This is a genomic window from Streptomyces sp. NBC_00523, from assembly GCF_036346615.1.
Taxonomy (GTDB): domain Bacteria; phylum Actinomycetota; class Actinomycetes; order Streptomycetales; family Streptomycetaceae; genus Streptomyces.
The window spans coordinates 2,677,202-2,691,338 of sequence record NZ_CP107836.1 but is presented as its reverse complement, the minus strand read 5'-3'; the positions used below and the strand labels follow the sequence as shown (position 1 = coordinate 2,691,338).

The 14,137-nt window shown below is 71.1% G+C and carries 13 protein-coding genes and 1 CRISPR repeat array; of the genes, 7 read left to right on the top strand and 6 right to left on the bottom strand.

The features are described from left to right. Positions 1-33 precede the first annotated feature (33 nt). Positions 34-1,959 carry a serine/threonine-protein kinase gene (locus tag OHS17_RS12040; protein WP_330312167.1) on the bottom strand — a complete coding sequence of 642 codons (1,926 nt, stop codon included), beginning with the start codon at positions 1,957-1,959 and terminating at the stop codon, positions 34-36. Positions 1,960-2,048: 89 nt separating this feature from the next. Continuing rightward, positions 2,049-2,984 (bottom strand): oxidoreductase, encoded by a 936-nt coding sequence (locus OHS17_RS12035; protein WP_330312166.1) that lies wholly within the window; start codon positions 2,982-2,984, stop codon positions 2,049-2,051. 80 nt (positions 2,985-3,064) lie between these two features. On the opposite strand from OHS17_RS12035, the gene OHS17_RS12030 reads away from it, so the two are divergent. Both OHS17_RS12030 and OHS17_RS12025 read left to right on the top strand, forming a co-directional pair. Then, positions 3,065-3,667: a TetR family transcriptional regulator gene (locus tag OHS17_RS12030; protein ID WP_330312165.1), complete on the top strand. Its 603-nt coding sequence runs from the start codon at positions 3,065-3,067 to the stop codon at positions 3,665-3,667. A 105-nt stretch (positions 3,668-3,772) separates the two neighbouring features. Beyond that, a complete protein-coding gene (locus tag OHS17_RS12025) occupies positions 3,773-4,375 on the top strand; it encodes a dihydrofolate reductase family protein (protein ID WP_330312164.1) in 603 nt (200 codons plus the stop codon). 49 nt (positions 4,376-4,424) lie between these two features. Here the strand turns inward: OHS17_RS12025 and OHS17_RS12020 are convergent, their stop codons facing one another. Continuing rightward, positions 4,425-6,071, bottom strand: a complete 1,647-nt coding sequence (locus tag OHS17_RS12020; protein WP_330312163.1) for a cellulase family glycosylhydrolase — start codon at positions 6,069-6,071, stop codon at positions 4,425-4,427. Between the two features lie 187 nt (positions 6,072-6,258). On the opposite strand from OHS17_RS12020, the gene OHS17_RS12015 reads away from it, so the two are divergent. Next, positions 6,259-6,852 (top strand): sugar O-acetyltransferase, encoded by a 594-nt coding sequence (locus OHS17_RS12015; protein WP_330312162.1) that lies wholly within the window; start codon positions 6,259-6,261, stop codon positions 6,850-6,852. A 9-nt stretch (positions 6,853-6,861) separates the two neighbouring features. On the opposite strand, the gene OHS17_RS12010 is transcribed toward OHS17_RS12015, so the two are convergent. Then, positions 6,862-7,218, bottom strand: a complete 357-nt coding sequence (locus OHS17_RS12010) for a DoxX family protein (protein ID WP_330312161.1) — start codon at positions 7,216-7,218, stop codon at positions 6,862-6,864. Between the two features lie 112 nt (positions 7,219-7,330). Next, complete coding sequence (locus OHS17_RS12005) at positions 7,331-8,263, bottom strand: aminoglycoside phosphotransferase family protein (protein WP_330312160.1); 933 nt, start codon at positions 8,261-8,263, stop codon at positions 7,331-7,333. Positions 8,264-9,194: 931 nt separating this feature from the next. On the opposite strand from OHS17_RS12005, the gene OHS17_RS12000 reads away from it, so the two are divergent. Together OHS17_RS12000 and OHS17_RS11995 are read left to right on the top strand one after the other, a co-directional pair. Further along, entirely contained in the window at positions 9,195-9,701 is a 507-nt protein-coding gene (locus tag OHS17_RS12000) for a GNAT family N-acetyltransferase (RefSeq protein ID WP_330312159.1), read from the top strand. Between the two features lie 375 nt (positions 9,702-10,076). Then, positions 10,077-10,547 (top strand): GNAT family N-acetyltransferase, encoded by a 471-nt coding sequence (locus tag OHS17_RS11995; protein WP_330312158.1) that lies wholly within the window; start codon positions 10,077-10,079, stop codon positions 10,545-10,547. A gap of 521 nt (positions 10,548-11,068) precedes the next feature. On the opposite strand, the gene OHS17_RS11990 is transcribed toward OHS17_RS11995, so the two are convergent. Further along, positions 11,069-11,956, bottom strand: coding sequence for a hypothetical protein (locus OHS17_RS11990; RefSeq protein ID WP_330312157.1), 888 nt, complete (start codon positions 11,954-11,956; stop codon positions 11,069-11,071). Between the two features lie 303 nt (positions 11,957-12,259). Continuing rightward, positions 12,260-12,532: direct repeats of the CRISPR family, unit length 29 nt; unit sequence CTGCTCCCCGCACGCGCGGGGATGGCCCC. A 173-nt stretch (positions 12,533-12,705) separates the two neighbouring features. Between OHS17_RS11990 and OHS17_RS11985 the strand changes: the two genes are divergently transcribed. After that, positions 12,706-13,170 (top strand): hypothetical protein, encoded by a 465-nt coding sequence (locus OHS17_RS11985; RefSeq protein ID WP_330312156.1) that lies wholly within the window; start codon positions 12,706-12,708, stop codon positions 13,168-13,170. A 40-nt stretch (positions 13,171-13,210) separates the two neighbouring features. Further along, the gene (locus OHS17_RS11980) at positions 13,211-14,125 is read left to right on the top strand and encodes a phosphotransferase (protein WP_330312155.1); all 915 of its coding nucleotides are present in this window, start codon (positions 13,211-13,213) and stop codon (positions 14,123-14,125) included. Positions 14,126-14,137 lie beyond the last annotated feature (12 nt).

The window sequence follows — 14,137 nt, the reverse complement described above, 5'->3', positions numbered from 1 at the left end:
GGGGAACAGGCCCGCCGCAGGCGCCCCGCGCCCCTAGCGCATCGCGTTCCGCCAGACCGTCACGTCAAGCGTGATGTAGTCACTCGGCGAATCCTCCGGCGAGTGCCCCTGATACGTCACCAGCGCCATATGCCCGGTCCCGGTAGTCACACACACCTGCCGCCCCTTGGACAGCTTGCTCGTCTCGATGCTGCTCGCAAACCGCGTCTCCGCCCGGCACACATCCAGCGACCCCGCCTGCCCCGGGTCGAGCAGGATCAGCTTGCCGCCCTCGCTCTCCGCCTCGATGTACCCGCCGGAGTCGTACGTCAGCTCGTAGCCGTCGTCCTCACCGTCCTGCGGCCGGATCTCGTCGTCGCCGAACGTCAGGTGGTAGCCCTTGGTGAGGTTGATCCCGGTGAAGTCCTCCGGCGTCGGGTCCGACGTCGCGGGGGTCTGCCCCTCGGGCTGCTCGGCGCCGCCCTCGACGTCCCCGGTGGGATCCGCGCTGGGCGTGGAACTCGCCTTGGGCGCGGGCGAGTTCTTGTCACCGGCGGTGGTGTCGCTCTGCGACCCCTTGTCGTCGTCCTTCTGCGACAGGAAGTACGCCGTGCCCCCACCGGCCACCCCGACCAGCAGCGCGGCCACGACCGCGATGGCCGCGGCCCGCCCCCGCCGCCGCTTGGGCGGAGTCGGCGCGGGCGCCTGCGGCACCGCCTGAGTGACGTGCGACTGCGGCGGTACGCCCCCGCCGGGGTACCCGCCCCCCGGGCCCGGATACCCGTACGACGGCTGCTGGGCGGCCGGGTACCCGTACGCCGGGGTCTGCGCGGAGGGCGCCGTGGGCGCACCGTACGCGCTCGGCCCCACCGGCGCCGGCCCCTGCCCGGGCGCGGGCGTGACCGGCGGCCCGTACCCCGGCGGCGGGGTGCTCGGCGCCGGGGTGGTGGGGGAGTAGGCGGCGGGAGTGGCCGGCGCGGCCGGAGCCGTGGGCGCGGCGCCCACCGGCGGCGTGGCCGGGGCGGCCGACGGCGGCGGCGGCGTCTGCACGGGCGCCGGAGCGGCGGCCCGTACGGTGATGTCGGCCGCGACCGGCTGCGGCAGCCAGTCCTCCGGCCGCCGGAGCACCGTCTCCGCGTTCGCGGTCTGGCAGAGCTGGATGACCTCGGCGACCGACGGCCGGTCCTCCGGGTTCTTCGCGAGGCAGCGCCCGACGAGCTCCATCAGCCGCTCGGGCACACCCGTGAGGTCGGGGTCCTCGTGCACGATCCGGTAGAGCACCCCGTGCGAGGTCCCCTCGCCGAACGCGGGCGTCCCGGTCGACGCGAACACCGCGACCTGGCCGAGCGCGAAGATGTCCGTCGCGGCGGTGACCTTGCGCCCGGCGGCCTGCTCCGGCGCCATGAACGACGGGGTGCCGATCGTGACCCCGCTGCCCGTGAGCGACGTCGCGTCGGCCGCGTACGCGATGCCGAAGTCGATGACGCGCGGCCCGTCCGCCGCGAGCAGCACGTTGGACGGCTTCAGGTCGCGGTGGACGATCCCCGCCCCGTGGATGACGTGCAGCGCCTCGGCCATGCCTGCGATCAGCAGCAGCACCGCCTCGACGGGCAGCGCGCCGTGCTCCACGACCGCGTCGGCGAGCGACGGGCCCGGCACGTACGCGGTGGCGAGCCACGGCTGGGCGCCCTTGGTGTCGGCGTCGATCACGGGCGCGGTGAACAGCCCCTGGACGCGCTGCGCGGACTGCACCTCCTGCGCGAACCGCCGCCGGAACTCCGCGTCCTCGCCGAACTCCGGCCGGATCACCTTGATCGCGACGGGCCGCCCGCCGGGTGTGTACGACAGATACACCTTGCCCATGCCGCCCGCGCCGAGCTTGGCGGCCAGCCGGTATCCGGCGATGGTGGTGGGGTCGTCGCCCGCGAGGGGCTGGAAGACCTGCGAGGCGCCGCCTCGGCGTGGCTGCTGACCGCTCATGTACTCGAAACTCCCCCGGAGAGCGCTGCTGTAGACACGGCACCCTATCCAAATACGGGGGCGCTGCGGAGCGGTGGGAGCGCCTTGGTTCAGCCGGACCGGGGGAATGCGAACCGCACGCCCGTGGCCTCCTCCGACACCTCCCACAACCGCCGCCCCGTCGCGGCGTCGGCCGCTGCGGCGGCCAACTCCACCCGGGTCGGCGCCCCGTGCAGCTCACCCCTGCCGTCCGGCCCGATGAACTCGCCTCCCTCCACGCCCGGTTCGGTCGCCGCGTACAGCTGCGGCAGCGCCCCCTGGGCGGGGGACTGGGCGAGCGGCTTGAGTACGCGGCCGAACATCAGGGACACAAGGGCGACGGGGCCGCCGGTCTGGAGGCCGGTGGCCGTGTAGCCGGGGTGGGCGAGCAGGCTGCGGACCGGGCTGCCGGCCCCGGTGAGGCGGCGGTGCAGCTCGTGGCCGAAGACGGCATTGGCCAGCTTGGACTGGTTGTAGTAGCCCATCGGCGAGTACCGCCGCTCGCCCGTGAGGTCGTCGAAGTACAGGTGCGCCTTGCGGTGGTTGGGCGAGCTGACGGTGACCACGCGGGGGTCGGTGCCCGCCGCCAGGAGGTCCAGCAGCCGCCCGGTGAGCGCGAAGTGGCCCAGGTGGTTCGCCGCGAACTGCACCTCGTGGCCCTGCGGGGAAAGCGTCCGGGGCGGCGCCATCACCCCGGCGTTGTTGACGAGCACGTCGAGCCGCGCGTGGTCCGCGTGCAGCTTCTCCGCGAACGCGCGTACGGAATCGAGGTCGGCCAGGTCGATCCGGCGCACCTCCAGCCGGGCATTCGGCTGCGCGGCGGTCAGCCCGGCCGCCGCGCGGCGGCCCTTCGCCTCGTCGCGTACGGCGAGGATCACGTGCCCGCCCCGGCGGGCGAGGGCCCGGGTCGTGGCCAGGCCGAGGCCGCTGTTGGCCCCGGTGACGACGAAGACCCGCCCGGTCTGGTCCGGGATGTGTTCGGCGGTCCAGCGTTCCTGCTGTGTCATACGGCATAGGCTGCCTCGGGTGACACCAAGTGTCAACATGTCATTCAGTGCCAGGCGAGGCATGGAGTACCGTGAGGAGGGTGAGCACTCCCCGAACGACCCTGGCCGAGCGCAAGCGCCGGCTGGTCTCCGACGAACTGACCGAATCCGCCCTCCAGTTGCTGGCCCTGAAGGGCTTCGACGCGGTCACGGTGGACGAGATCGCGGCGGCGGCGGGTGTCTCCAAGCGGACGTTCTTCCGCTACTTCGCGTCCAAGGAGGACGTGGTCGTCCAGTTCCTCGCGGACATGGGCACCGGCATCCGCGCCGAGCTGGCCGCCCGCCCCGCCGCCGAGCCGCCCTCCGTCGCGCTGCGCCACGCGGTCTGGGTGCCGCTCGGCGCGTGCGCGGACCATGGGGAGCGCGCGCTGCGCGTCGTACGGCTGATCCTGCGCACGCCCGCGCTGCTGGCCCGCTTCCTGGAGCGCCAGGCGCGGTGGCGCGACGACCTCGCGCGGGAGCTGGCCGAGCGGCTGGGGCGCGACGCCGAGGCGGACCTCTACCCGAGGCTGGCGGCGGGCATGGCGCTGGACGCGTTCGACGCCGTGCTCCACCACTGGAGCGCCGACGGCTCGACGGAGACCCCGGCGGAGCTGACGGACCGCGCGTTCGCGGTGATCGCCCCGGCGCTGGACGGGTCCTAAACGCCGGAAGCAGTCGTTCCCGTTGCTTGCCACGGGCGGCCGTTCGATCATGAACGGCCGACGGCCCCCACGTACCGGAGGCCGCCCCCGGACGAAAGGTCCCCTGTGCGCAAGCTGGTGTACTTCATCGCCGCCACCCTCGACGGCTTCATCGCCGGTCCGGACGGAGCCGATCCCAGCGGTCCGGACGGCTTCTGGCCCATCCCGGAGGACTACCTCAAGCACCTGATCGCGGAGTATCCGGAGACCCTGCCCGGCCCGGCGCGGGCCGCGCTCGGCGTGACGGCGGAGGGCACGCACTTCGACACGGTGGTGGAGGGCAGGCGCTCGTACGAGATCGGCCTCGACGCCGGAATCACGGACGCCTACCCGCATCTGCGGCACCTGGTGTTCTCCCGCACCCTGGGCGAGAGCCCGGACCCGGCCGTGGAGCTCGTCGCGGGCGATCCCGCCGCGCGCGTACGGGAGTTGAAGCAGGAGGACGGCAAGGACATCTGGCTCGTCGGCGGCGGCGAGCTGGCCGGCTCGGTCTACGCGGAGATCGACACGCTGATCATGAAGCTCAGCCCGACGACGATCGGCGCGGGCATCCCCCTGTTCGGCCGGAACGCGTCGTTCGAACCGGCGGCCTGGGCGCTCACGGACCACACGGTCCTGGGGAGCGGAGCGGCGTATCTGACGTACCAACGTGCCTCGGTGGAGAGCTGAGTTGATGGCACCGGCCGATGGGGGCACGCCCCCGCCGGCCGGTCCCGTCTCACGCGGCCGTGCAGGCCGCCCCGCTCAGAGTGAAGGCGGCCGGGGCCGCGTTCGTACCGCTCTGGTTGCCCGTGAAGCCCACGGTCACCGAGGAGTTGGGGGCGATCGTGGAGGTGTACGAGGCAGGCGCGACGGTCACCGAACCGCCGGACTGCGTGGGCGTACCGCCCCACATGTTGGTGATCGTCTGCCCGTTGGCGAAGGCGAAACCGAGCGTCCAGCCGTCGATCGCGGCCGTGCCCGTGTTGCGGATGGTGATCTCGCCCTGGAAGCCGCCCTGCCACGAGCCGACCACCTTGTACCCGACCGAGCAGCTGCCCGCCGGAGTGGTCGCGCCCTCGTCCGTGGTCACGCTCACGGCGGCCGACCGCGTCGAACGGTTGCCGGCCGCGTCGCGCGCGTAGACCGCGAAGGAGTACGCGGTGTCGGCGCTGAGGCCCGTCACCGTGACGCTCGTCGTGGCGGACGAGGCGACCTTGGTCTCCGTACCGCCGCTGACGCGCACCACGTCGTAGCCCGCGACGGCAACGTTGTCGGAGGACGCGGCCCAGGTCAGCGTGGCGGAGGTGTCGGTCACCGCTGAGGCGGCCGGGGTGCCCGGGGCCGTCGGGGCCTCGGTGTCCTCCTCGACGGGCCCGCCGTACACCGTGGCCTCGCGGGAGGTCTCCGCGATCCCGTTCGCGCCGTGGAAGATGCGCTCGCCCCAGGAACTGAGCTGCGCCGGGTCGAAGCCGATGGTCAGGTCGAGGATCGGGTCGGTGTTGCCGCTCCACGACCAGGCGATCCAGCCGAGCCCGAGCCGCTGCGCCTCGGACATCATCGTGTCCTCGTCCGGGTCCCCGTACTGGTCGGCGGGTCCGCCGAACTCACCGATGACCAGGGGCAGTCCGGCGTCCACGAACGCGTTCAGATAGTCGGTGACCTTCTGGGCGGTGTTGTAGACGCTGTACATGTGGATCGAGAAGAGCAGATTGCCGGTCGCGTCCGCGTCGTACACCGCCTGGGCGTTGTCCCGCATGACGTTCTGCCAGTCCTGGCCCCAGTTGGGCGCGTCCACCATGATCGTGTGCGCGAACCCGGCGGCGCGCAGCTTCTTGATCGCGGCGGTGGTGGGGGCGGTCCATCCGGCCGGATCGGTGTTGCCCCAGGGCTCGTTGCCGATGTCGATGACGACGTAGTCCTCCTGGCCCTGGAGGACGTCCTTCAGGGAGATCCAGTAGTCGGCCGCGTGGTCCAGCGTCCCGGCGGCGGAGTCCTCGCCGTATCCGGTGGTGTCGTGCACCTCCAGGACGCAGATGAGCCGGTTCGCCTTGCAGTCGGCGACGACGGCGGCGACGTCGTCCGGCCCGTTCTTGGTCCAGCGGAAGCCGTCGGAGAGCACGACCCGGACGGTGTTGGCGCCGGTCGCCTTGATGTCGGCCAGGGACTGGGTTTCGCCGGGGTACCAGGTGTGCGCGTGGTTGACGCCGCGCATGATGAGGTCGTTGCCATTGCCCTCGACCAGGCGGCCGTCGCTGATGTGCAGCCCGGTACCGGCGGCCTGCGCCGGTGCGGCGGCTCCGAGGGCGAGGAGCCCGAGCAGGGTGGCCAGGACGGTGAGGATGACGGCGGCGGGGCGCTGCGCCGGGTGTCTCGCTGTTCTCACTGCGGCTCCAGGGGGATGGGTGGTTCACTGATGTGGGAGCGCTCCCACACGGGTGGACCCATGAAGCCATTCGGTCAGGGGCACGTCAATAGATCGGACGACCGGAGGCGAAGTTCTATGGTTCGTCGTGTTGGTCGCCGCACCCTGAGGGGCCGATCGCCCCGCCCGACGAAGGGAACGCCGCACGATGGCTGAAACCGACCAGAACGAGATACGGGCCCGGATCGCGAAGGGGCTCGTCTACACGGAGACCGAGGCGGCCTTCCTGGCCCCGGCCCGGCGCGAGGACGAGATCTTCGCGTACAACCACACACCGCCCGGCGACACGGAGCGGCGGCGCTCGCTGCTGACGCGGATCTTCGCCTCGGTGGGCGAACGCACGGCCCTCCAGGCGCCGTTCCACGCCGCGTTCGGCAGCAACGTGCACATCGGGGACGACTTCTTCGGCAACGTGAACCTGACGTTCGTGGACGACGTGGAGATCCGCATCGGCGACGACGTCATGATCGCCCCGAGCGTGACCCTGACGACGACGGGCCACCCGGTGCACCCCGCGCGCCGGGCGGATTTCGGCCGCTTCTCGGAGCCGATCGTCATCGAGGACAAGGTGTGGATCGGCAGCAACGTGGTCGTCCTGCCGGGCGTCCGCATCGGCTACGGCTCGGTGATCGGCGCGGGCAGCGTCGTGAGCCGCGACATTCCTCCGATGAGCGTCGCGGTCGGTACGCCGTGCCGGGTGGTCCGGCCGATCACGGACGCGGACCTCGCGACCCGCAGGTAGGCGGCTCGCTCACCAGGCCCCGTGGTACTGCACGCCCAGGATCAGGGCGGCGATGGCCGTCGCCAGGAAGACGATCCCGCCGACGATGTTTCTTGATCCGACGCGGGTGTGGGCGATGATCGCGCCGATGAAGTAGAGGATCAGCCCGCACGCGGCGAGCGTGCCGAGCGCGGGCACGGCGAACCCGGCGAGCAGCCCGAGGGTGCCCGCGGCCAGGCACATGCCGAGCCAGGGGACGTACTTGCGGGGGATGCCCTTCATGTCGGCCTGAGACTTGGGGTATTCGTGGCCGATGAGGTAGGTCACGGCGGCGGCACCGTTGAAGAAGATGCCGAGGATGGTGACCGTGAGGTAGGCGGTGCGCATGCGTTGTTCTCCGCTTCTGAAGGGGCTGCTCTTCAAGGTCTCTTCAAGGCCGACGATTCAGGGCCCTGTTTCGTGAGGTGGTGAAGGGTTCAACGCGGTGCAGGCCCGGCCCTCAGGAGGGCTCGGTCAACAATTCCGCCAGCCGGTCCGCGAAGGCGGTGACCCACTCCAGCTCGGGCCCGCCGCGGGCGACCCGGAACCCGTGCCGCCGGGCCCAGAAGGCGGCTTGCACGGCGTGCAACTGGGCCCAGCGGCGGACGCGTTCACGCTCCAGCTCGGCGGCATCGGCGAAGACGTCCACGATGCGGTGGGCGGTGCTGCGGAGATCGTGGGTGCCCGCGAGTGCGTACGCGCGGGACTTCATCAACGCCCCCGCGTCGTACGCCGGGTCGCCCACGTACCCCTTCGGATCAACGGCCAGCCAGGGCTCGCGCTCGGCCCGCAGGATGTTCCGCCCGTGCAGATCCCCGTGGACGAGCGTCTCGGGCTGCGCTCGCCCCAACTCCCTCACGGTGGCGAGGGCGGCGTCGATGACGGGCCGCGGCAGGGGGCGCGCGAACTCGACGTCGTCCCTGCGCAGCCCGTCCTCCCACTCCCCGGCCTGGTTGCTGAGCCGGGGCAGCCCGGGCGGCGCGGGCACGGCGAGCCGCCGCGCGAGCCGAGCGGCGACGACGACCACGTCGTCCCCGTCGCCGGCCTCGGCGAGCGTCACCGTCGAGGCCCGCTCCAGCAGCATCGCGTACCGCCTGTCGTCCCGCTCGTACAGGCTTACGGCCCCACGCCCGCCCCAGGCGACGAAGGCGTCGGGTTCGTGGTCGTTCCCGGGGTGCGGGAAGGAGACCTTGAGCACGGCGGGGGGCGTGTGGTCGCGCCGGACGGGGAGGATGACGCCGACGCCGCCGTGGGTGAGGGGGCCGTCGGGTGTGCAGCCCCAGGCGTCCAGCAAGTCGGCGACGATTTGCGGCAGCTCCGCGAGCCAGGCTGCCCCGGCGCTGCCCTCGCGCTCGACGGTCGTCCGGGCGAATTCCTCCGGGATGACGATCATCTGGGAACCCTACGTGGGGTGGGGTGCGGTGGGGGTGGGGCTTGGGGGAGGGTGAACGGGGGGCGTGGCTGGGGTTGTTGGCCTAGGGTGGCGATGCATGGCTGCTGGGTGAGCGGGGGGCGGTTATGCCGGAGTGCGCGAAGTCGGTCAGAACCGGCCCGGAAGCGAGACAGAGCCGCAGGTCACGAAGAGGTGCTCCCCGCAGGCGCGGGGATGGTCCCCTGGCGCTGGGCGCGCACTCGTTCCGGCATCGATGCTCCCCGCACGCGCGGGGATGGCCCCGGGGCGCACCAGCCGCCGGACGCGATCAGCTCGTGCTCCCCGTACGCGCGGGGATGGTCCCGTCTGCTTCGCCGACACAGACGCCCTTCTCGGGTGTTGCCTGCACCTGCAGGGATGGTCCCGGCACCACGACGCAGCCGCTGCGGCAGATGGTGTGTTCCTCGCACACGCGGGGATGGCCCCTGGGATTACCCGGATGAGTACGGGCACTGCGACTGCTCCCCGCACCTGCAGGGATGGCCCCGAGGCTGGGCAGCGGCAGCGCGCTATCGAGCGCGGTCATCCCACCTGCGGGGACCGCCTGCGCGACGGACGGGTGCGGGGCGTCCCGCACCGCTTCCTGCCACGCGCGGAATGGTCCAGCGTTCTGGGGAAGGATCACCGCCTCGTAGTCCTGTCCCCGCATCCGCAGCAATGATCCTGGCTAGCTGGCACTTTCCCCGATTCTCGGGGATGGCCCCGGGATGTTCGACACCGCCCGGCAGTACGCCGCCTGTCCCTCGCCATCGCGGGGATGAACCCCGCTCGGTCCGCTTTCGGGCCCCACCTCGCGGGGATGCCCCGCCGCTCACCGGTCTGCTGGGCCGTGACGCCTACTGCTCCCCGCACCTCGCGGGGACGGCGGGCAGCCCCCCGTACCCTGGCCGACATGCCGGCCCGCCCCCTCGCCCTCCACCCCCTCCGCTTCACCCCCGAGGAGATCCGCGAAGTCGTCGCCCTCTACGCCGGTAGCCCGGCCTACTGGCGCGCGGCAGGCGAGTACGACCCCGACGACATCCAGGCGACGCGGGTCGAGGCCGATCTGCGGGATGAGGTCGCCACGGAGGGCGGCGAGGTGCTGCTCGCGCGCAGCGGGGAAGGGCAGCTCGTCGGGGTCGTCTGTCTGCTGCGCCGGCATCCGAGGGACGGCCTGCCCTGGATCGGGCTGCTCATCGTGGACGGCCGTGCCCGCCGTACGGGGATCGGGCGCCGGCTCGTCGGGCTGGTCGAGGACCGGTTTCGGGCCGAAGGACGGAGTGGCCTCCGGCTCGCCGTACTTGAGAACAACCCGGATGCGTTGGCCTTCTGGGAGTCCCTCGGATGGCGCGAGATCGACCGGCGTCAGGACCTGGCCCACGACCGGCCGTGCATCGTCATGCACAAGCACCTGGCCTGAACGGTATGCGCCCGCCACCACGCGGCAGTGGGTGGCCCGGCACCCGTAACAGCGGCTGGTACGACGGGGACCGAGAGCCCCGGAACGACCCGAGCGCGAGGTCGATGGCGTCCATCGGATCGGGCATCGCGCCAGGCGTCGAGCGCGGGTGACGTGAGCCGCTGCCCGTCTCGTAGCCGAAGCCGCTGACGGCGTGCTCCAGCTCCCATCGCGTAGGGCGGGGTCGCCGATGCGCGGGGCCTAGGCGGAACCGTCGGGGAAGACGCGGTTGTCGAGCGCCGGGACGCAGTTGAGGTGGTCGTAAATGGGGGCATGGTCACATGCGGTGTGTGCGCGAGGTGCACGTACGAGATCCACCGCCGAGGGAGACACCCGATGCCGATGACGATCCGCCCCGCCCGACGCGACGACATCCCGCCCCTCGCGGCCCTGATCGAGGAGATCGAACGCTTCTACGGAGCCACGGAGATCCAGCCGCTCACGGAACGCCACACCCAGATCGAGGACTCCCTGTTCGCCCCGATCCCGCTCGCTCAGGCACTGGTCGCAGACCCGGGCGACGGCACCCTGGCCGGGATGGCCGCGTACTCGTTCCTCTGGCCGGCGCGGGGGACGACGCATGCGCTGTTCCTGAAGGAGCTGTACGTGAGTGAACCGTGGCGGGGCGGGGGCGTGGGTGCCCACCTGATGGCGGAACTCCGAGCGGTGGCGTCCGCCCGTCCCGGGTGCAGTCGGATGGAGTGGATGGGGGACACGGACAACGCGCAGGCCCTGGGGTTCTACGGGGCGCTGGGGTTTGAGGTGGTGGAGGGGAAGGTGGTGTACCGGGTGGGGGTGGAGGGGTGAGGTGGAGCAGTTGCGGTGAACGGGACCTGGAGGCGCGCGCGTTGTTCTACGCTTGCGGCGTGTGCCTACTTTGTTGAGCTTGAGGCGGTTATGCCGGAGTGGGTGAAAGTGGTCAGAAACCACGCCCACGCGAGACAAAGCCACAGGTCACGAAGAGTGCTCCCCGCGCATGGTCGGCGGCCTCATCGCACGCGTCGTGCTCCCCCCGCGTGCGGGGATGGTCCCCCGACCGGGACGGTGGCGTCGTTCGTCTGCTCCCCGCGTGTGCGGGGATGGTCCCTTCATCGCGACTATGGCTGCGTCGATGCTCAGCTGCTCCCTGCGCGTGCGGGGATGGTCCCGTCGCCATCGCCCAGCAGGTGATGCCAGCGTTTCGCTCCCGGCCCTGACGACAGGCGTAGGGCGATGGAGGGAACCCGCCCGTGCGGCCCCGCCGACGACCACAGCGTCCGCGCCCAGCTACATATTCGCGGAAGGCCCCACCGGGCTGGGTGGGGCCTTCCGCCGGACAGTGCGGCGCCTCAGGACTGCTGGGCGCTCGCCTGCTTGACGACCTTGTCCGTCACATCGACCGTGTCCCCGGCGGCGGGCGCGTCGACATCAACGTCGGTCCCGAAGTCGCTGAAGTCCATGACGACCTTCGCCTTGCCCCGGTTTGCCGAACCGGAGTCCTTCGCGCCCCCGGCCGGCTGCGCGGCGATTTCGATCTGCTGGCGGCGCATCAGTCCCTTGCCATCGACCCACAGGTCCACCGGCACCGTCTCACCGAGCTGTTCGCGCAGCTTCCGGGCCTGCGCGGTGTCGCCCTTGGCCAGCTTGTCGATGTCCAGAGCGACCTTGTAGTGGGTCGTCTCGACACCGCCCAGGCTCTCCGTACCGACCTTCTTGACGTCCTTCTCGGACAGCGACTTGGAGTAGGCGAAGGAATCGGTCGGATCGCTCACCTGGCTGCTTCCGGCGGCCCCGGAGGTCCGCAGCTTCTCCATGTCGATCTTCATCCAGCTCTTGCCCCCGGGCAGGCCACCCTCGCCCTTCGGCGGCTTCTGGTAGATCATCTTGTCCACGACCCGCTGCTCCAGCCGCTGACCCGACTGCTCCATGGTCAGCTTGCTCTCGCCGTCCTCGAAGTCCATGACGCCGGAGCCGGTGATCGTCTGGCTCTGCCCCTTGGCACTGACCGAAGTCGTGATCTTCACGCGCGCGGACCCGGCCTCGGTGGTCTTCTTGTTGGTCGCTTGCACGACCTGGGAGGGCGACGAGTCGGCCGTCTTGCCCGCCCCGGAGGGCTTCGTGTCCTTCGCCGCGTCGTCCTTGTCGTCCGAGCCGCACCCGGCAAGCGCGGCAACGGCCAGCAGGCCCGCCACTCCGTACGCAGCCGCCCTGGTCCCCCGGGTCTTCACATTCGTCATCACAGCAGCCTCCCCAAACCGAAACCGTTACGTCAGGTATGCGCCCGGTGCCCGGAAGGTGATCCCGCATGCGAAGCGGCTGCCGTTCTACGCCAGCCGCAGTAGTTCGCGTCCAGCCGGGCTTCCCAGTGAGCGGAGGTGCGGGGAGGCTGGGCGCACTCGGGGAACGGACAGGCTGTCCAGAGGCGTTGGCGTACCCTTGCCGCGTATGCCTGACGTGTGATTTTTGAGGTGGATATGCCGGATTGTGTGAAAGTGGTCAGAAACCGCGCCTTCACTCGATAGACCCGCAGTTCAGCGAGTCTGCTCCCCGCACGCGCGGGGATGGCCCCCAGCACGCGATCTCCGAGTGCCGGTCAGGTCGCTGCTCCCCGCACGCGCGGGGATGGCCCCCGGTTGCGCGACGCCGACGTGCCGGTACTGCTCTGCTCCCCGCACGCGCGGGGATGGCCCCAGCCCCGAGCTGAGCGACGACGAACGCGCCGCCTGCTCCCCGTACGCGCGGGGATGGTCCCGCGAAGCTGCCGCCGTGCTGGGCCTCGACGGCCTGCTCCCCGCACGCGCGGGGATGGTCCTGTGCTTGCGACCGTCGTGAGCGGTCTCGACTGGGGACTGGGCGGGCGTAGATGGGGCGCTCTCGGAGAAGGCACCCGGGGGGCGCGGGTGAAATGGTGCGGCCGTATCGTTGAACGCGTTCAATGTGCTACGCAGTTCACCGGCGGGGAGGTCCAGGGGTGGGCAGGTGCTACGTGCGTGTCGGGGTGGCGGCGTTCAGTTGGCTGGTGGTGGGGTGTGCCGGGCCTGCCCAGTACTACGGTGGCACCGGCGTTCATGGAGTCACCGCCACCGAAATCGCCGGCGGCTGGGCGAATGTCGAGGGCACCCGTGTCGAGTTGCACCAGGACGGGACGGCGTTGCTCAGGAAGCTCGACGGGCAGGACTTCGACTATGACGAGGGCTGGCGCCTCTCCGGTGCGGGGGCCTGGCGGCTGGCCGACACAGAGGGCGGGCAGGTCGTCCGGCTCGTACTGAAGGCCCCTACACGGGTGGACAAGCGCGCCTCGGAGGCCGACGGGAACCAGCCCCCCTCCGCGTACAACTGGTCTCTTTACGTGGATCGCTCCAAGCGCAAGCATGAGTTGAAGCTGTTCTTCTTCTACGGGGAACCCGACATCGGCAACACGTACGTGCTGACGCGAACGCCGAGGAAATAGTGTGGCTCGTAAGGGAGTTCGCCCGACTACGGTGACCCGTATGTCCCAAGGCCGCGCCGACCTGACGCCCGAGCTCATTCGCGCCCTCCTCCGTGACCAGCACCCCGATCTCGCCGAGCTCCCCCTCAGCCTTGCCGCGCGGGGGTGGGATAACCAGTTGTGGCGGTTGGGGGAGGGGTTGGCTGTGCGGTTGCCGTGGGCTACTGAGTCTGCTGATGAGTTGTTGTTGAAGGAGCACGCCTGGGTGCCGGGGCTTGCTCCGGGGCTGCCGTTGCCCGTGCCTGTGCCGCAGCGGCTTGGTGTGCCGTCCGGGCTGTTTCCTCGGCCCTGGTTGGTCACCACGTGGGTGTCCGGGGAGCCCGCTGATCGGGTTCCGGCTACGCGGGGTGAGGACGCGGCCGATGTGTTGGCTCGGTTTCTCAGCGCTCTGCACCGGCCCGCCCCGGACGGGGCGCCTGTCGGGAGGGGGAGGGGTGGGCCCCTGGGGCCCTACGGGCAGTACTTCGAGCGGTCGCTTCTTGATGCTGTCGGGCGGGGGTTGGTCGCCGATCCGGACGGCGTTCGCCGCGTCTGGGCCGATGCAGTGGCCGCTCCGGACTGGGACGGGCCCGCGTTGTGGCTTCACGGGGATCTGCATCCCGCCAATGTGTTGACCGCCAACGGCACGTTCTGCGGGGTCATCGACTTCGGGGACCTCTTCGCCGGTGACCCGGCCTGCGACCTCGCCGCCGCCTGGATTCTGCTTCCGGACACTGGCGTTGACCGGTTCTACGCCGCCTATCGGCCCGCCCCGGACGTGGCAACTCTTCGGCGGGCCCGTGGTTGCGCGGTCCTGCGGGCGCTGAGTGGGCTGCTCATCGCGGACGACGGTGACCGGGGGCTCCCCAACGGGAAGTCGACGTGGGGGCCGCCCGCTCGGAGGTCACTGGAGCGGTTGGTCGCCTCGCTGGGGTGAGTGAGGGGAGTG

What these genes read in the sequence shown, in the direction of transcription:
- OHS17_RS12040 (WP_330312167.1), bottom strand. Translation starts at nt 1,959, where the DNA reads ATGAGCGGTCAGCAGCCACGCCGAGGCGGCGCCTCGCAGGTCTTCCAG.
- OHS17_RS12035 (WP_330312166.1), bottom strand. Translation starts at nt 2,984, where the DNA reads ATGACACAGCAGGAACGCTGGACCGCCGAACACATCCCGGACCAGACC.
- OHS17_RS12015 (WP_330312162.1), top strand. Translation starts at nt 6,259, where the DNA reads ATGGCTGAAACCGACCAGAACGAGATACGGGCCCGGATCGCGAAGGGG.
- OHS17_RS12010 (WP_330312161.1), bottom strand. Translation starts at nt 7,218, where the DNA reads ATGCGCACCGCCTACCTCACGGTCACCATCCTCGGCATCTTCTTCAAC.
- OHS17_RS12005 (WP_330312160.1), bottom strand. Translation starts at nt 8,263, where the DNA reads ATGATCGTCATCCCGGAGGAATTCGCCCGGACGACCGTCGAGCGCGAG.
- OHS17_RS12000 (WP_330312159.1), top strand. Translation starts at nt 9,195, where the DNA reads ATGCCGGCCCGCCCCCTCGCCCTCCACCCCCTCCGCTTCACCCCCGAG.
- OHS17_RS11995 (WP_330312158.1), top strand. Translation starts at nt 10,077, where the DNA reads ATGCCGATGACGATCCGCCCCGCCCGACGCGACGACATCCCGCCCCTC.
- OHS17_RS11990 (WP_330312157.1), bottom strand. Translation starts at nt 11,956, where the DNA reads ATGACGAATGTGAAGACCCGGGGGACCAGGGCGGCTGCGTACGGAGTG.
- OHS17_RS11980 (WP_330312155.1), top strand. Translation starts at nt 13,211, where the DNA reads ATGTCCCAAGGCCGCGCCGACCTGACGCCCGAGCTCATTCGCGCCCTC.